18 protein-coding genes and 1 pseudogene are annotated in these 15,061 nt (G+C 64.8%); 10 read left to right on the top strand and 9 right to left on the bottom strand.

The genetic code is table 11. The features are described 5' to 3' along the window. The first annotated feature begins 63 nt into the window (after positions 1-63). From BPNPMPFG_RS10665 to BPNPMPFG_RS10640, 6 genes and pseudogenes are all read left to right on the top strand, one after another. Positions 64-459: a (R)-mandelonitrile lyase gene (locus tag BPNPMPFG_RS10665; RefSeq protein ID WP_258595272.1), complete on the top strand. Its 396-nt coding sequence runs from the start codon at positions 64-66 to the stop codon at positions 457-459. A 16-nt stretch (positions 460-475) separates the two neighbouring features. After that, positions 476-1,462 (top strand): aldo/keto reductase, encoded by a 987-nt coding sequence (locus tag BPNPMPFG_RS10660; RefSeq protein ID WP_258595271.1) that lies wholly within the window; start codon positions 476-478, stop codon positions 1,460-1,462. Positions 1,463-1,488: 26 nt separating this feature from the next. Next, a complete protein-coding gene (locus BPNPMPFG_RS10655; protein WP_258595269.1) occupies positions 1,489-2,229 on the top strand; it encodes an SDR family oxidoreductase in 741 nt (246 codons plus the stop codon). Between the two features lie 309 nt (positions 2,230-2,538). Then, positions 2,539-3,960: pseudogene (locus BPNPMPFG_RS10650) on the top strand (aldehyde dehydrogenase family protein); the annotation flags it as partial. 350 nt (positions 3,961-4,310) lie between these two features. Further along, complete coding sequence (locus tag BPNPMPFG_RS10645) at positions 4,311-4,721, top strand: MbcA/ParS/Xre antitoxin family protein (protein WP_258595267.1); 411 nt, start codon at positions 4,311-4,313, stop codon at positions 4,719-4,721. After that, positions 4,715-5,413, top strand: coding sequence for an RES family NAD+ phosphorylase (locus tag BPNPMPFG_RS10640; protein WP_258595266.1), 699 nt, complete (start codon positions 4,715-4,717; stop codon positions 5,411-5,413). The genes BPNPMPFG_RS10645 and BPNPMPFG_RS10640 overlap by 7 nt, the downstream gene beginning before the upstream one ends. A 201-nt stretch (positions 5,414-5,614) precedes the next feature. Here BPNPMPFG_RS10640 and BPNPMPFG_RS10635 read toward each other — a convergent pair whose 3' ends face one another. The 7 genes from BPNPMPFG_RS10635 to BPNPMPFG_RS10605 all read right to left on the bottom strand — a co-directional run bounded on the left by BPNPMPFG_RS10635 (position 5,615) and on the right by BPNPMPFG_RS10605 (position 11,418). Beyond that, the gene (locus BPNPMPFG_RS10635; protein ID WP_319945997.1) at positions 5,615-6,358 is read right to left on the bottom strand and encodes an amino acid ABC transporter ATP-binding protein; all 744 of its coding nucleotides are present in this window, start codon (positions 6,356-6,358) and stop codon (positions 5,615-5,617) included. A 41-nt stretch (positions 6,359-6,399) separates the two neighbouring features. Then, positions 6,400-7,074 carry an amino acid ABC transporter permease gene (locus BPNPMPFG_RS10630; protein WP_258595265.1) on the bottom strand — a complete coding sequence of 225 codons (675 nt, stop codon included), beginning with the start codon at positions 7,072-7,074 and terminating at the stop codon, positions 6,400-6,402. Further along, complete coding sequence (locus BPNPMPFG_RS10625; RefSeq protein WP_258595263.1) at positions 7,071-7,742, bottom strand: amino acid ABC transporter permease; 672 nt, start codon at positions 7,740-7,742, stop codon at positions 7,071-7,073. Before BPNPMPFG_RS10625 ends, BPNPMPFG_RS10630 begins: the two co-directional genes overlap by 4 nt. Positions 7,743-7,833: 91 nt before the next feature. Beyond that, positions 7,834-8,622 (bottom strand): ABC transporter substrate-binding protein, encoded by a 789-nt coding sequence (locus BPNPMPFG_RS10620; protein ID WP_258595261.1) that lies wholly within the window; start codon positions 8,620-8,622, stop codon positions 7,834-7,836. A gap of 104 nt (positions 8,623-8,726) precedes the next feature. Then, entirely contained in the window at positions 8,727-9,887 is a 1,161-nt protein-coding gene (locus BPNPMPFG_RS10615) for a saccharopine dehydrogenase family protein (RefSeq protein ID WP_258595260.1), read from the bottom strand. Beyond that, positions 9,884-10,390: an Lrp/AsnC family transcriptional regulator gene (locus BPNPMPFG_RS10610; RefSeq protein ID WP_258595258.1), complete on the bottom strand. Its 507-nt coding sequence runs from the start codon at positions 10,388-10,390 to the stop codon at positions 9,884-9,886. Before BPNPMPFG_RS10610 ends, BPNPMPFG_RS10615 begins: the two co-directional genes overlap by 4 nt. Positions 10,391-10,545: 155 nt before the next feature. After that, positions 10,546-11,418 (bottom strand): LysR substrate-binding domain-containing protein, encoded by an 873-nt coding sequence (locus tag BPNPMPFG_RS10605; protein ID WP_258595257.1) that lies wholly within the window; start codon positions 11,416-11,418, stop codon positions 10,546-10,548. Between the two features lie 146 nt (positions 11,419-11,564). Here BPNPMPFG_RS10605 and BPNPMPFG_RS10600 point away from each other — a divergent pair, with 146 nt between their 5' ends. Continuing rightward, positions 11,565-11,783, top strand: a complete 219-nt coding sequence (locus BPNPMPFG_RS10600; protein WP_258595256.1) for a hypothetical protein — start codon at positions 11,565-11,567, stop codon at positions 11,781-11,783. A gap of 27 nt (positions 11,784-11,810) precedes the next feature. Beyond that, complete coding sequence (locus tag BPNPMPFG_RS10595; protein ID WP_258595255.1) at positions 11,811-12,560, top strand: sulfite exporter TauE/SafE family protein; 750 nt, start codon at positions 11,811-11,813, stop codon at positions 12,558-12,560. 8 nt (positions 12,561-12,568) lie between these two features. Here BPNPMPFG_RS10595 and BPNPMPFG_RS10590 read toward each other — a convergent pair whose 3' ends face one another. Both BPNPMPFG_RS10590 and BPNPMPFG_RS10585 read right to left on the bottom strand, forming a co-directional pair. Then, on the bottom strand, positions 12,569-13,126 hold the full coding sequence (locus BPNPMPFG_RS10590; RefSeq protein ID WP_258595253.1) for a sugar O-acetyltransferase: 558 nt from the start codon (positions 13,124-13,126) through the stop codon (positions 12,569-12,571). Positions 13,127-13,197: 71 nt separating this feature from the next. After that, the gene (locus BPNPMPFG_RS10585; RefSeq protein ID WP_258595252.1) at positions 13,198-13,647 is read right to left on the bottom strand and encodes a universal stress protein; all 450 of its coding nucleotides are present in this window, start codon (positions 13,645-13,647) and stop codon (positions 13,198-13,200) included. A 304-nt stretch (positions 13,648-13,951) separates the two neighbouring features. Here BPNPMPFG_RS10585 and BPNPMPFG_RS10580 point away from each other — a divergent pair, with 304 nt between their 5' ends. Both BPNPMPFG_RS10580 and BPNPMPFG_RS10575 read left to right on the top strand, forming a co-directional pair. Then, positions 13,952-14,533 carry a histidine phosphatase family protein gene (locus BPNPMPFG_RS10580; protein WP_258595251.1) on the top strand — a complete coding sequence of 194 codons (582 nt, stop codon included), beginning with the start codon at positions 13,952-13,954 and terminating at the stop codon, positions 14,531-14,533. A gap of 92 nt (positions 14,534-14,625) precedes the next feature. Further along, positions 14,626-15,057, top strand: coding sequence for a nuclear transport factor 2 family protein (locus BPNPMPFG_RS10575; RefSeq protein WP_258595249.1), 432 nt, complete (start codon positions 14,626-14,628; stop codon positions 15,055-15,057). Positions 15,058-15,061: the final 4 nt, after the last annotated feature.

Genomic DNA, 15,061 nt, shown 5'->3' with positions numbered 1-15,061 from the left:
AACCAGACGGCCCAAAGGACGGTGGCCGCCGTATCTGGCCCCGTGTGAAGAAGGGATAAGACCATGGACATCAAGCGAAGCGGCTCGCAGCCTTCCGGCAAGGGTCCGGGCGACTGGTTCACCGGCACGGTGCGCATCGACCCGCTGTTTCAAGCCATCGCACCGGCCCGCGCGGCCGGCAATGCCGTCACCTTCGAGCCCGGCGCGCGCACCGCATGGCACACCCATCCACTCGGCCAGTTGCTGATCGTCATCTCCGGCTGCGGCCGCGTGCAGCGCGAGGGCGGCCCGGTGGAGGAGATCCGCCCCGGCGACGTGGTTCGCTTCGAACCCGGCGAGAAGCACTGGCACGGCGCCGCACCCACCACCGCCATGACCCATATCGCCATCCAGGAGGCGCTCGACGGCAAGGCCGTCGACTGGATGGAGCATGTCAGCGACGCGCAATACCAAGCCTGAACAAAGGAATACGACAATGCAAAAACGCACACTCGGAACAAGCGGTCTCGAAGTCTCGGCCATTGGCCTCGGCTGCATGGGGCTGAGCTATGGCTACGGTCCGGCGACGGACAAGGGACAGGCCGTCGACCTCATCCGCTCGGCGGTCGAAAGCGGCGTCACCTTCTTCGACACGGCGGAGGCTTACGGCCCGTTCGTCAATGAGGAGCTGCTGGGCGAGGCGCTGGCGCCGGTCCGCGACAAGGTGGTCATCGCGACCAAGTTCGGCTTTGCCGGCGGCGAGGTGTCGCGCGGCATGGACAGCCGGCCCGAACATATCCGCGAGGTCGCCGAGGCGGCACTGATGAAGCGGCTCAGGACCGACCACATCGACCTGCTCTATCAGCATCGCGTCGACCCCAGCGTGCCGATCGAGGATGTGGCGGGTGCGGTGAAGGACCTGATCACGGAAGGCAAGGTCGGGCATTTCGGCCTGTCCGAGGCTGGCGCGCAGACCATCCGGCGGGCGCATGCCGTACAGCCGGTCGCCGCCTTGCAGAGCGAATATTCGCTGTGGTGGCGCGAGCCCGAGACCGAGATCCTGCCGACGCTGGAAGAGCTTGGCATCGGCTTCGTGCCGTTCAGCCCGCTCGGCAAAGGCTTTCTGACCGGCGCCATCAGCGAAACCACCACCTTCGCCAGCGACGATTTTCGCAACATCGTGCCGCGGTTCTCACCCGAGGCGCGCAAGGCCAACCAGACGCTGGTCGATGTGCTCAGCACCATCGCAACGGCCAAGCAGGCGACGCCGGCCCAGATCGCGCTAGCCTGGCTCCTGGCGCAGAAGCCGTGGATCGTGCCGATCCCCGGCACCACCAAGATCAGCCGGCTCCAGGAAAACATCGGCGCGGCCAGCGTCGTGCTGACATCGGAAGAGCTGCGCGACATCGAGACCGCGCTGTCCGTCATCATCGTGCAGGGCGATCGCTATCCGGCGCATCTGCAGGCGCGGGTTGGGCGTTAAGCGATCGATAGAACAAGGAAGAGATCATGACCGAGAACATCCGGGATAAAGTCGTCGTCATCACCGGCGCCAGCAGCGGGCTGGGCGAAGCCGCCGCGCGGCTTCTGGCCAAGGAGGGCGCGAAGCTGGTACTGGGGGCGCGCCGCCTCGACCGGCTGCAGGCGCTGGCCGGCGAGTTGTCGCTGGGCAAGGACGCCATCTTGCAAACGGACGTGACCGATGTCGGCCAGGTCCGGCGTCTCGTCGACCATGCGGTCAAGATTCATGGCCGTGTCGACGTCATCATCAACAATGCCGGCCTGATGCCGCACTCGCCGCTGGAGCGCGGCAAGGTCGAGGACTGGGACCGGATGATCGACGTCAACATCAAGGGCGTGCTCTACGGCATCGCCGCCGCCCTTCCGCACATGAAGACGCAGAAGAGCGGCCACATCATCAATGTGTCGTCGGTCGCCGGCCACAAGGTCGGGCCGGGCGGCGCCGTCTATGCCGCCACCAAGCACGCGGTGCGCGTCATCTCGGAGGGCCTGCGCCAGGAGGTGAAACCCTACAACATCCGCACCACCATCATCTCGCCGGGCGCGGTGGCGACCGAGCTACCGGACAGCGTCACCGAGGCCGACGTCGCCGTGGGCGTGCGCGCGCTCTACGACCGGGTGGCCATCCCTGCCGATTCCTTCGCCAGGACCGTGGTGTTCGCCATGAGCCAGCCGGATGAGGTCGACATCAACGAAATCCTGTTCCGGCCGACAGCGCAGGAATACTAGTTCCTCGGCGCAGAAGGATTTGCCTCTTTCCCTGGCCTGAAAGGAATGTTGCCGTCGGCCAAAGGTGGAGCGATGAAGGCGCAAGCACCCTTCGTCGAGTTCCTTCACACCCCGTCTGTCCTGCCGGACAGACGGGGGTGCTGTCCCACCTGCGTTCCGGAACAGCTGGCCCAACCCCTCTGGCTCAATGACTGCCACTCTGGCTCAACGAGTTCGGGGGTTGCGTTTGACAGCGCCGTTTGTGCATCGTTATCTCTAGCCACATATGACGGCCGGCACGGCCATGCGGTGCACCCCAGGGAGAAAACCATGTCACACAATCTGCAGTTCTATATCGATGGCGCGTGGGTCGATCCAGTTGTGCCCAACACATTCGATGTCATCGATCCGTCGAATGAGGATGCCTTCGCGCAGATATCGCTCGGCTCCAAGGCCGATGTCGACAAGGCGGTGGCCGCGGCCAAGCGCGCCTTCAACACATTTGGCTTCACAGAGGTCGGCGAGCGGCTCGAGCTGCTGAACCGCATCATCGCGATCTACAAGAAGCGCAGCGCCGATCTTGCGGTTGCGGTCTCGCGCGAAATGGGCGCGCCGCGCCAGATGGCGCTGGACAGCCAGGTCGGCATCGGTCTCGCGCATCTGCAGAAGATGGCCGACGTGCTCAAGAGTTTCGAGTTCCGTCATGTGAAGGGCAACCATCTGGTGGTCAAGGAGCCGATCGGCGTCGTCGGCCTGATCACGCCTTGGAATTGGCCTTTGAACCAGATCACCTGCAAGGTCGGACCGGCCCTTGCCGCCGGCTGCACCATGGTGCTGAAGCCGTCCGAAATCGCGCCGCTCGATGCCATCATCTTCGCCGAAATCCTCGACGAAGCCGGCGTGCCGAAGGGCGTCTTCAACCTCGTCAATGGCGACGGTCCGGGTGTCGGCCAGGCGCTGTCCAGCCATCCCGACATCGACATGATGTCGTTCACCGGTTCGACCCGCGCCGGTATCTTGGTGGCCAAGGCGGCCGCCGACACGGTCAAGCGCGTGCATCAGGAGCTCGGCGGCAAGTCGGCCAACATCCTGTTTGGGGATGTCGACCTCGCAAACGCCGTCACCAAGGGCGTCGCCGGCTGCTTCAGCAACAGCGGCCAGTCCTGCAACGCGCCGACGCGCATGTTCGTGCCGCGCGACCGCCACGACGAGGCCGCCGGCTATGCCAAGGCCGCGGCGGAAAAGTTCACCGTCGGCCCGGCCGATGCTGCTGGCACCAAGCTTGGCCCGGTCGTCAGCCAGATCCAGTTCGACAAGATCCAGGACCTGATCCAGAGCGGCATCGACGAAGGCGCGACACTGGTCGCCGGCGGCCCCGGCCGGCCTGCCGAACTCAACCGCGGCTACTATATCCGGCCAACGGTTTTCGCCGACGTCACCCATGACATGCGCATCGCGCGCGAGGAGATCTTCGGGCCGGTGCTGGCGATCATGCCCTATGACAGCGTCGACGAGGTGATCGACACCGCCAACGACACCGTCTACGGCCTTGCTTCCTACATCCAGGCCAAGGACATGAAGAAGGCGCGCGAAGTGGCGGCGCGCATGCGCACCGGCAATGTCTACATCAACTATCCCACCTGGGACGCCGGCCTGCCGTTCGGCGGCTACAAACAGTCCGGCAACGGCCGCGAATATGCCGAATACGGCCTCGAGGATTTCCTCGAGATCAAGGGCATCGCGGGGTACGAGGGCGGCGGAGTAGGCAGAACGTTTTGTGGGCCGGATTTCTTGCCGAGTCGGCGCCGCCCCTCATTGTCCTGCCGGACATTTCTCCCCGTATGGTGACGGGGAAAAAGGGGCTGGTGCGATCCTCGGCTCCCTTCTTGTAACTTGTTGGCGATTGGCGAAATCGCCGAAGACAGCGTCCCTCTCCCAGTCCCTATACGGGGAGAGGATGCCGGCAGGCAGGTGAGGGGCAGCTCAAACGCTGGGAGGGGTGACGGCACGTTCAATCCGAACGATCGCCCGTGGCTTACTGGCCTTCTCCTTGCCATTTGGCAAAAATATGCTATATCTCTGCCAATAGCAGAGGTGCAAAAATGCAGCTTCAGTCCATAGTCATCACGCCGGCCACGGTTGGCAGTGCCATTTCAGACGAGGAGGCGGGGGCGCTGGCGCGCACCACGGTCAACCTGTTCAAGGCCTGGAATCTCACCGACCTGGAGGCCTGCACCCTGCTTGGCGGCGTGTCGGCGCGCACCTGGGCGCGCTGGAAGGAAGGCGCAATCGGCAGGATCGACCGCGACCTGCGCACCCGCATGGCGCATCTGATGGGCATCCACAAGGGCTTGCGCTATCTGTTCACGGAGCCGGCACGCGGCTATGCCTGGATCCGCAAACCCAATGCCATTTTTGCCGGCCAGTCGGCGCTCGACCTGATGCTGCGCGGCGAAATCTCGGACCTGGCCGCGATGCGCGAATGGCTCGACGCGGAGCGTGGCGCATGGTGAGTGGGCTTGCGGTCGGGCGCCGCGTCCACTGGCATCAGACCTTTCGCATCATCCGCTCCATCCATCCGCCGATCGACCTCTTCGAGGACATTGCCGATCCACGCGACTGGGAGGCGCTGGCCTCGGTCGAGGAGAAGACCAACCCGCGCATCCGGCTGGAGATCGGCGACATCGGCAAGGTGGTGGCGTCGCGGCGGGTTGCAGGTCCGGGCGCGAGCTTCGTGATGGCGCCCTTCGTGCATTGCTCGATGCTGCGGCCCGGCCGCTTCTCGGATGGTAGCTACGGCATTTATTATGCCGGCGACACGGAAGAGGTCGCGCTGGCCGAGACCATCCACCACCACCAGAACTTCATGCGAGCCACCCATGAGGATCCGGGCTGGACGGCGGATTTCCGCGTGCTGGTCGGCAGCGTCGACCGTGACCTCGACGATGTGAACGCCGTGCCCGGCGTGCTTGACCCCGACGACTACACCGCCTCGCAGGCGCAGGGGCGGGCGCTGCGGGCGGCCGGCAGCGACGGGCTGGCGTGGAACAGCGTGCGCATGCCGGGTGGGCGCTGCATCGGCGTCTTCTGGCCCGACGCGATCAGCATTCCCGTCCAGGGCCGCCATTACAGCTATCATTGGGACGGCGCGCGCGTGGATTTCGTGCGCCAGCACGATACGGGAAAGGTTCTGTCGGTCACATGACCACGGCGAGGACTCTCGAGTTGCCGGGTTGCCCCCAGGCACGGTCGCTCAAGCTGATCGTCGGCACGGCAGCCGCGACGAATGGGTGGAAGTCTGGCAGGTCAAAAGCCCGCGCAAGAACTATGCGAGCCTTGGCCGGCTTCGGCGCCTGAACGATCGACTGGTTTCGGAGCCACAATAAGCCTGGCGTTGCGGTATGCTTCAGTGCCGCAGGATCTTGCTCAGGAAAGCGCGGCTGCGGTCGGTTCTGGGGTGCGAGAAGAACTCGTCCGGCGTGCCGCTTTCGACGATGGCGCCGGCGTCCATGAACACGACGCGCTGGGCGACCTTGCGGGCAAAGCCCATCTCATGCGTCACCACCATCATGGTCATGCCTTCCTCGGCGACCGCGACCATGACGTCGAGCACTTCGGAAATCATCTCGGGGTCGAGAGCCGAGGTCGGCTCGTCGAACAGCATGATCTTGGGCCGCATGCCGAGGCAACGCGCGATCGCCACGCGCTGCTGCTGACCGCCGGAGAGCTGCGCCGGATAGGCGTTGACCTTGTCGGAGAGGCCGACCTTGGCCAGCAATTCGCGCCCGGCCTTTTCGGCCTCTGCGCGCGGGATCTTGCGGACATGGATGGGGGCGAGCGTGACGTTCTCGAGCGCGGTCTTGTGCGGGTAGAGGTTGAACGACTGGAAGACGAAGCCGATCTCGGTGCGCAACTGCGTCATGTTGGTGGCGGGGTCGCCAAGGCGCTGTCCGTCGACGACGAGATCGCCGTCCTTGATCGCCTCCAGGCCGTTGACGCAGCGGATCAGCGTGCTCTTGCCCGAGCCGCTCGGGCCGCAGACGACGACCACCTCGCGCGGTTCGACGCTCAGCGTGATGTCCTTCAGCACGTTGAGCGCGCCGAACCATTTGTTGACGCCGCGAAAGTCGATCATGCCGGTTTTGGTCATGCCGGTTTTGGTCATGCTTGCTGGCTCTTTGGGGTTCGATGTCACAATTGCACCTCGCCATGCGCCGCACCCATGCGCCGCTCGAGCCTGCGGGCGAGCATGATCAGGGGATAACAGACGATGAAATAGCCGACGCCGACGAGGAAGAAGACGAGCAGGCCGTTCGGCACACGCTGCACCACCAGCCAGCCGACGCGGGTGAGATCGGTCAGTCCGATCGCCGAAACGACCGAAGAATCCTTGATCAGCAATACATATTGCCCGACCAGCGGCGGCAGCACGATGCGCATCGCCTGCGGCAGCACCACCTGGCGCATGCGCTGCCAGCGCGACAGGCCGGACGCAAGTGCCGCCTCGACCTGTCCGGTCGGCACCGAGCGGATGCCAGCGGCGACGATCTCGCAGATGAAGCAGGCGGCAAGATTGGTCAGCGCGATGATGCCGGCGGTGAAGGCGTCCAGCTCGATGCCGAATTCCGGCAGGATGAAGAAGATCAGGAAGATCTGCACCAGGAACGGCGTGCCGCGGATCAGGTCGACCCAGGCGCCGATGACGTTGCCGATCAGCCGGTTGCCGCCGGTCCTCAAGATGCCGAGGCCGAAGCCGAGCAAGGTGCCGAGCACCAGGCTGATCAGCGACAGCACCACCGTCATGCCGAGGCCGCGCAGTGCCAGCGGATAGCTGCCGGCGAGGCTTTGCAGCTGTTGCCAGATCATGTCCGTGCCCCCGCGGAGCCGAGCCAGCGGCTGGAGACAACAGCCAGTGCCTTCAGGCAGTAGTAGAGCAAGAGATAGAAGGCGGCGATGGTGAGAAAACCCTCCGCCGGCATGAAGCGGTCGGAGGCGAGCAACTGGCCGGCGCGTGTCAGCTCGGCGACCGAGATCAGCGACAGCAGGGCGGAATCCTTGACTAGCACGATCGCCTGGCCGAGCAGCGGCGGAATCGTCACCTTGAAGGCTTGCGGCAGGATGACCAGGCGCATGCGCTGCACATAGGTCATGCCCGAGGCGACGCTGGCTTCGACCTGGCCGCGCGGGATCGACAGGATGCCGGCGCGAATGATTTCCGCGACATAGGCGCCGCTGTTCAGCGACAGCGCCAGGATGCCGACGACGAGCTCTGGCAGGACGAAGCCGAGCCGGGGCAGGCCGAAATAGAGGAAATAGAGCTGCGCCAGCAAGGGCGTGGCGCGCACGGCGTCGATATAGGCCTTGGCCGGGGCGCGAAACAGCCAGCCGCGCTGCAGGTTCATGGCACACAGCACGATGCCGACGGCAAGCGCACCGGCAAAGGACAGCGCCGACAGCCAGACCGTCGTGACCAGGCCTTGCCCGAACAGAGGCAGGTATTCGACGATGGTGCGGAAACTGAAATTTTCGAGCATCGCTGGGCTATTCCCCGAAGCGGGCGAAGCGGAAGTCCGGGCGGCTTCGCGGCGCTCAAGACGCGCGAAACCGCCCGGGTTCTATGGCTGCTTAGTGGTCCTTCTTCCAGGCGTCGGAATTGACCCAGTAGTCGAGGTTCTTCTGCAGGCGGCCGTCGATGTTGACCTGGTTGAGGAACAGGTTCATCCAGATCAACAGGTCCGGCTCGTCATAGCGGGTGGCGAAGGCAAGCGGCTCCTTCGACAAAAGTTCCGGCATGATGGTGAAGGTGCCGGCCGGATAGGCGGTCGACTGGCCTTTGACGGCCGAGACGTCATTGACGCCGCAATCGGCCTGGCCGTTGTTGACGGCATCGAGCAGCAGCGGACCGCCGCCCTTGTAGCTCTTGATGTCGGCATCGGGGAAGGCGGTCTTGGCTTCCTTCTCGCCGGTGGCGCCAAGCAGCACGGCGATCTTGGTGCCCTTGGCCTTGCAGTCCTCGGTGGTCTTGAACTTGCTGCCGGCCTTGGTGAAGACGGTGCTGCCCGTGTACATGTAAGGTGTGGTGAAGGCGACCTTCATGCCGCGCGCCAGCGTCGGCGTCATGTCGGCGACCAGAAGGTCGGCCTTGCCCGACAAGAGCGCCGGGATCAATCCGTCCCAGTCGAAGTCGAGGAAGGTGATCTTGACGCCCATTTCCTTGGCCATCAGTTCGGCCAGTTCGACCGAACTGCCTGTGCGTTCGCCATTGGCGCCGACCAGCGAGAAGGGCGGTCCCTGTGTCTGCACGGCGACGCGCAGTTCTCCGCGCTTGGTGATGTCGTCCAGCGTTCCGGCGCTGGCGGCAGCGGTGAGCCCGGCGAGGGCAAGTCCGGCGATGAAAAGTCTGGCAAGCTTCATTTGGCATTCCTCCCTGTTGTCGTTGATGTCTCGCCCGCGGATTCCCTTGGGCCTTTTTTTGAACGGCAGCGCCGTTGCCGGCGGCAGCCACCGTTCGAAAATTCTCAGTCCCAGGCCACCGTCTCGGCTACGGTGATGCCGCGCCTGGCCAGTTCGTCGAAGAAAGGGCCATCGGGCACATCGAGCAGCGGGTTGAGCAGGCCTGGTTTGGTGATCGCGCGCTGCGCCAGCATCTGCGCCACGATGCTGGCGGGATAGCCGACGCCGAGGCTCATGCCGAACAGGCCGGAGGCCAGGTCGCGCTCGATGATCAGGTCCGACGTCACGGTCTTGCGGCGGCCGCTTTCGAGACCGGAAAAGACATTGCGCATCACGCACAGATCCTTCTCGCCGGGACCATATTGCAGTTGCGGCCCAAGCAGCCGGCCGAGGAATTCGCGCGGGCTCACCGCGGTACCGGAAACCTTGTCCTCGGAGAGGAAGCCGAGTTCCTTCAGCGGCGCCCAGAAGGCCGACCATCCCGGCCAGCGCAGCGTATAGCGGCCGGAGCGGCGCAGCCCTTTTGCCGCGGCCAGCATCTCGACATAATGCAGCGCATCGCCATTGGGGAAGGCTTCCAGCGTGCCCAGGCCGGCGACCTCGATCTCGTGAATGAAAGGATTGTCGTGCTGCCGGCCGGCCGGCACCTCGACGCGTTCGCCGTCCTCGATCATCACGCTGTCGCGGTTCTGGCTGACCAGAACCATGTCGAAGTTCCAGCTCACCTTGTAGCACAGCGGCTTGGCCATCGCCTTCGGTTCGGGGATGCCGCCGCAATAGGAATCGATCGCGGTGATGCTATCGAACTGCCTTGCGGCGCGCGCGTAGAGCACCAGGTCGATGCCGGGATCGAGCCCGCATTCGGTCATGATCGAGACGCCGGCCTGTTCAGCCGCCGGCGCCAGGTCGGCGATGGCCTTGCCGTAATTGGTGGTCACCAGCGGCGTGCGCGTTGCGATCGCGGCCTGGATCGCTTCGCGCATCAGCGGCTGCGGCAACAGGTCGATGACGGCGTCGACATCCGCCAGCACATTGGCCAGCGCCGGGCCGATCGCGCCCTCGGGTACCATGAAGCGCACGCGGGCTAGGTCGGCCAGGCCGGCAAGGCGAGCCGCACCGTCCGGCGCCGTGTCGACGCAGACCACCTCCTCGACACCGCTGGCGACGAGATCGGCGATCGCCGCCCGGCCCTGCAGGCCGAGGCCGCCGAGAACCGCTATTCTCATGCCGGCTCCTTGCGGACGCTGTCGTCCGACCAGCAGCCTTCCGGCAGGCTGACCCATTTGTTGCAGGACGCCATGACGACGAAGGTCTCGCTGCGCACGACTTCGCCCGGCTCGCCGGCACCCGGGATCAGCTCGCTGGTGACGCGGTAGAGATCGGCGACATCACCGGCCACCGTCACGTCGACGATGATGTCGAAGCGCCCGGTGACCACCGAAGCCGAGTTGACGAAGGGCAGTTCGGAAATGCGCTGCGCCAGTTCGCGGGCACGGCCGCGCCCTTGGGCGTTGATGCCGACAATGGCCGAGATCAGCTCGGGGCGCTCGGTCAGGTTCAAGAGCCCGACGATCTTGAGCAGGTTGCGGTCAAGCAGATTGCGCAGCCGCGTGCGCACCGTCGGCACCGAAATCGCCAGTATCTCTGCAATCCGGTTGATGCCCGGCTGCGCGTCCTGCGACAGCTGTTTGACCAGCCGCCGATCGGTCAGATCGAGATGTTCCCGCAAGGTCCTGTCTTTCACAAAAGGAAAAAATTCAGGCAATAATTTTGCCTATATGCAAACAAGCTACGTCACGGATTTTTGAAATGCAAGGCAATGATTCAGCGCTGGTGGGATATGTTGGCGCCGCTTGGCGCGCCGTTGTGGGTGCCGGCGGGGCTTCAGACCAGCGCGGCGGCCAGCAATTTCGCTTGCGGCGTCAACTCATCGAAGCGGCGGGCGCACAGATTGAGCTGGCGCGTTGCCCAGTCGTCGGTCAGGCGCAGGCTGCGCAGCGTGCGTGCCGACCGGCGCGCCGCACTTTGCGGCACGATGGCGATGCCCGCGCCTTGCGCGACAAGCCGGCAGACGTTGTCGAGGCCAGGCACGCGGATGCGGACATGCAGATGGCCGCCAAGGCGGGCGGCCTGCCGCGTGATGTGCTCCTGCAGCGCGTGGCCGGTGCTCAGACCGACAAAGGATTCCCCGAGAACGCCCGCGAGGCTGACTGTACGGCCTTCGAGGCCCGACCAGTTCCGCGCGGCGATCACCACCAGCCGATCGATGAAGAACGGTTTCTGTTCGAGATGCGAAAGACCGGCCCAGGTCGCGGCGATGCCGAGATCGGCCGCACCGCTCGCTACCGCCTCGGCGATCACGTGGCTGGGGCGCTCGTCGAGATCGATGTCGATCTGGGGATGCGCGACAAGGAAAGCCGGCAGGATTTCGGGCAGCAGCTCGCTGGTGGCTGCGGTGTTGGCCTGCAGCCGGACGCGCGCGCGCAGGCCGGTGGCGTAGGCGCCGAGGTCACCGGCCATCGCCTCGATCTGGTTCTGCACGGCGCGCGCATGGTGGAGCAGCGCCTGTCCAGCCGCAGTCGGAACCACGCCACGACGGCGGCGCTCAAGCAGCGGCGCGCCGAGGCGTTCCTCCATGCCCTTGATGCGGGCGCTGGCCGAGGCCAAAGCCAGCCCGGCGAGTTCGGCGCCATGGGTGATGCTGCCGCGCTCGGCCACCAGCAGGAACAGTCGGAGATCGACCAGATCGAAGCGCATTTTTTGCTCCTGCAAACGGTCCGGCAGCCAGGCAAGGCCGGGCGGCTCCCAGCTTCAGCCTTCGTCCTGGCCGAAGGCTGACATCGCAACTTCCACATTGTGGCCGGCCGGCATCTTCGTCAAACAGTTTCGGCTGGAGATGTGTGATGAGCGAACGAGCGTCAGGCCGGCCCGGCATTCTTGAAAGCACGGCGATCGTGCTGGCCATCGCAGTGGCTTGCCTTGCGGCAGTGCGGGCGGAATCCGGCTTGCGAGGTTGTACGGCGACGGTCGCTCCCGTCAGCCGCGATGCCGTGCCGGCAAAACCCTTTCCCGATGCCGCCAGCCCGGACGCCGACGCGACCGACATGTTGTTGCATGACTGACCCGGTCGCTGTTCTGAAGGGGCCACCATGCTGAGCGTCGGCGTCCTCGCCTGGATCGGCGCGGTCTTCCTTGCCGCCGGCCTGGTCAAGGGTGTCGTCGGCATGGGGCTGCCGACCGTGGCGATGGAGCTGCTGGCGGTGACGATGCCGCCGGCGCAAGCCGCCGCTTTGCTGCTGATCCCGTCGCTGGTCACCAACCTTTGGCAATTGCTGACCGGTCCGTCCTTCGGCGACTTGTGCAAACGGCTGTCGACGATGATGGCCGGCGTGATGCCCGGCACTATCGCCGGCGCCGGCCTTTTGACCGGCACGCACACGGCGTTCGCCTCGGCGGGGCTGGGCGCGGCGCTGGTGCTCTATGCCCTTGTCGGCCTCGCCAAGGCCGGCTTCACCACACCGGCGCGCCACGAGGCGTGGGTGTCGCCGCTGGTCGGGGTAGCGACCGGGCTGGTCACCGGCGCCACCGGCATCTTCGTCATCCCGGCGGTGCCCTATCTGCAATCGCTGCGGCTGGAGAAGGAGGACCTGATCCAGGCGCTCGGCCTGTCCTTCACCGTCTCGACGGCGGCCCTTGCCATCGGGCTGTTCAGGACCGGCGCCTTCACGTCGCCAGCGGCGCAGCTGGCGGCGTCGGTCGTGGTACTGGCGCCGGCGCTGGCCGGCATGTTCGCCGGTCAGGCGCTGCACCAGCGGATGAGCGTCGAGACCTTCCGCACGGTGTTCTTCTTCGGACTGCTGGCGCTGGGGGGGTACCTTGCGCTGGAGGCGCTGTGGTGAGGTTGCCCTCACTCGGCAATGGAACGAATGACCCTCGCCGGGTTTCCTCCGACAAGCGTGTTCGGGGGAACGTTCCGGCTGACTACGGAACCCGCCGCAACAACAGAGTTTTCGCCGACCGTCACGCCGCCGATGACCGTTGCGCCGGCTGCGATCCAGGCGTTTCGTTCAATGACGATCGGCTTTGCAATTGTGAAGGCGCGCCGCCGGGACGGCTCGACGGGATGGCCTGACGTGATGAGGCTCACATTCGGCCCGATCATCACATCGTCGGCAATGTCGAGCCCTCCAAGATCATAAAAAGTGCAGTTCTGATTTATGAAAACATTGCGGCCGATACAGATGTCGGCCCCACCGGTCGTGTAGAACGGTGGGATCAGCAAAAAGCTGTCGTCAACCTTCTTGCCGATGAGTTCGCTGAACACGGTGCGGATTTCATCCGCGTCGCTGAACGTCAAACGGTTGAGACTGGCGGTGATCGCCATCGCTCGTTTGACGTCTGCTAGCATGGCTGCGGATTGCGGCGTTCTGCCGGGGATTATCCTGATGCTACCGTCATCCGCCATTCGTAGTTTTCCTCTGGGCGCGGTTAACGAATGGCCGACGCATGCCGGTTTCCGTCTCTTAGGGCTAGGACCTAGCGAACCACCAGAACCGGAATCTCGGTGAAGGACAGCACCTCGGCGGTCTGGCTGCCCAAAAGCAGCCTGCCCAGTCCCCGGCGCCCGTGCGAGGCCATCACGATCAGGTCGCAGCCCTGCGCCTGCGACAGTTCCAGGATCGCCTCGGCGGGCTTCTTGTCCTCGATATGCACGACCTTGGCGCGCACGTTGGCCAGATCGGCGGACGCCTTGCATTTGTCGAGCACTTCCCTGGCAAATCGGCCCGCCTCTTCCTTATAGGCGGCCAATTCGTCGCCCGCGGCATAGCCGGCCATGGCGCCGCCCCAGGCGAACAACGGGAATGGCTCGGTGACGTTGACGAAGGTAACCGTGGCGCCGAGGCGGCTGGCCAGCGCCAGGCCTTGGGCAACGCCCTTGTCGGCCAGTTCCGATCCGTCCGTGGCAATCAGCAAATGTGTGTACATGATGATCTTGACCTGTTGTGCAGGGCCGATGCGCCCTTGTGGTGGCGGGAGCCTTGTCGAGGCTGACCTTGATATAGTTGCGCCATCGGGCTCATCACAGGGCCAGCTCGATGCGGATCAGGGCCAGGTGCCATCGCGTGTTGAAGAGATCAATTGTGGATCCCGCAAACGCTCGGAGTTACCAATTCAAACTGAAGCAATTGCCCAGTGAGCGGACGCCGCCTGGCATACTCTTTCGGCTCCACCCAGATTCCCCTTTCCCGCATCGTCCTTTACAGTGCCGGCAACTTCGAAGGGCGCCCGCATGAGCAGCACGTTTCCCCAAATCCATCTGGTCCGGCATGGTGAGACGGCGTGGAGCCTTTCAGGGCAGCACACCGGCCGCACCGACATGCCGCTGACGCCGGCCGGCGAGGCGGCCGCGCGCGGCGTGGCTGAGCGGCTGAAAGGCCTGTCGTTCTCGGCCGTTTGGTCGAGCCCGTCGCAGCGCGCCTACAACACCAGCGTGCTCGCCGGCTTCGGTGCCGAGAGCGTCAAGAAGGACGATCTGCAGGAGTGGGACTACGGCGCCTATGAGGGGCTGACGACAAAACAGATCCTGGCCGAGCGGCCGGGCTGGAATGTGTTTCGCGATGGCTGCCCGAAGGGTGAGATGGCCGCCGACGTCGGCGCGCGGGCCGATACGATCATCGCCGCGCTGCGCAAGGCCAATGTCAGCATCCTGGTGTTTTCCAGCGCGCATTTCCTGCGTGTGCTGGCGGCGCGCTGGATCGGCCTGCCGCCGGAAGGCGGCGCGCTGTTCGTGCTGGATACGGCGAGCATCAGCGTGCTCGGCTACGAGCACGATTTGAGCGAGCCGGTCGTGCGCAAATGGAACCAGAAGTAGGAATGGCCGCTCCGGCGTCCTTCAGTCTCCTGACACAAATCCCGCGCCTCCCGGTGGTATGGTCGACGCCTGAGTCAGAAGGAGATTTGTCCATGTCCAAGGAGTTGGTGCGCGACCTGTTCGACAGGTGGGAACGGGTTTGGGTGGATGGCCAATACGACCTGATCCCGGCTTGCGTCGGATCGCACTACATCAGGCACGATGAAAAAGGCGACCGCACGGTGACGCGGGAGGACTATGCGGCGGAACTCGCTGCCGTCCGCGCAGGTCGGCCGGGCATACGCGTCGTTGTCTACGATCACGCCTTCACGGATGATAGCGCGTGGTTTCGCTTTTCGTTCGTGTGGCCCGATCCCGAGACCGGAGAGCGGCGCAGCCGGGCAGGCATGCAAAGCTACCGGATCGAGGGCGGCAAGCTTGCCGAGACCTGGATTTCACTGCTAGCGCCAGACACAAGATGGACGGATGCGACTGCCCAGGACCATTGGACGAGCAGCCGTCGATCTCTCCAGAATTCGAACTGACTCC

Origin of the sequence: Mesorhizobium sp. AR07 (assembly GCF_024746815.1) — a bacterium.
Lineage (GTDB): Bacteria > Pseudomonadota > Alphaproteobacteria > Rhizobiales > Rhizobiaceae > Mesorhizobium.
Note: the sequence above shows the minus strand (reverse complement) of the source record. Positions and strands in the feature narration are given on the sequence as shown.

What these genes read in the sequence shown, in the direction of transcription:
- BPNPMPFG_RS10590 (WP_258595253.1), bottom strand. Translation starts at nt 13,126, where the DNA reads ATGGCGGATGACGGTAGCATCAGGATAATCCCCGGCAGAACGCCGCAA.
- BPNPMPFG_RS10660 (WP_258595271.1), top strand. Translation starts at nt 476, where the DNA reads ATGCAAAAACGCACACTCGGAACAAGCGGTCTCGAAGTCTCGGCCATT.
- BPNPMPFG_RS10600 (WP_258595256.1), top strand. Translation starts at nt 11,565, where the DNA reads ATGAGCGAACGAGCGTCAGGCCGGCCCGGCATTCTTGAAAGCACGGCG.
- BPNPMPFG_RS10595 (WP_258595255.1), top strand. Translation starts at nt 11,811, where the DNA reads ATGCTGAGCGTCGGCGTCCTCGCCTGGATCGGCGCGGTCTTCCTTGCC.
- BPNPMPFG_RS10655 (WP_258595269.1), top strand. Translation starts at nt 1,489, where the DNA reads ATGACCGAGAACATCCGGGATAAAGTCGTCGTCATCACCGGCGCCAGC.
- BPNPMPFG_RS10620 (WP_258595261.1), bottom strand. Translation starts at nt 8,622, where the DNA reads ATGAAGCTTGCCAGACTTTTCATCGCCGGACTTGCCCTCGCCGGGCTC.
- BPNPMPFG_RS10580 (WP_258595251.1), top strand. Translation starts at nt 13,952, where the DNA reads ATGAGCAGCACGTTTCCCCAAATCCATCTGGTCCGGCATGGTGAGACG.
- BPNPMPFG_RS10605 (WP_258595257.1), bottom strand. Translation starts at nt 11,418, where the DNA reads ATGCGCTTCGATCTGGTCGATCTCCGACTGTTCCTGCTGGTGGCCGAG.
- BPNPMPFG_RS10615 (WP_258595260.1), bottom strand. Translation starts at nt 9,887, where the DNA reads ATGAGAATAGCGGTTCTCGGCGGCCTCGGCCTGCAGGGCCGGGCGGCG.
- BPNPMPFG_RS10645 (WP_258595267.1), top strand. Translation starts at nt 4,311, where the DNA reads ATGCAGCTTCAGTCCATAGTCATCACGCCGGCCACGGTTGGCAGTGCC.
- BPNPMPFG_RS10630 (WP_258595265.1), bottom strand. Translation starts at nt 7,074, where the DNA reads ATGATCTGGCAACAGCTGCAAAGCCTCGCCGGCAGCTATCCGCTGGCA.
- BPNPMPFG_RS10575 (WP_258595249.1), top strand. Translation starts at nt 14,626, where the DNA reads ATGTCCAAGGAGTTGGTGCGCGACCTGTTCGACAGGTGGGAACGGGTT.
- BPNPMPFG_RS10625 (WP_258595263.1), bottom strand. Translation starts at nt 7,742, where the DNA reads ATGCTCGAAAATTTCAGTTTCCGCACCATCGTCGAATACCTGCCTCTG.
- BPNPMPFG_RS10585 (WP_258595252.1), bottom strand. Translation starts at nt 13,647, where the DNA reads ATGTACACACATTTGCTGATTGCCACGGACGGATCGGAACTGGCCGAC.
- BPNPMPFG_RS10635 (WP_319945997.1), bottom strand. Translation starts at nt 6,358, where the DNA reads ATGACCAAAACCGGCATGATCGACTTTCGCGGCGTCAACAAATGGTTC.
- BPNPMPFG_RS10640 (WP_258595266.1), top strand. Translation starts at nt 4,715, where the DNA reads ATGGTGAGTGGGCTTGCGGTCGGGCGCCGCGTCCACTGGCATCAGACC.
- BPNPMPFG_RS10665 (WP_258595272.1), top strand. Translation starts at nt 64, where the DNA reads ATGGACATCAAGCGAAGCGGCTCGCAGCCTTCCGGCAAGGGTCCGGGC.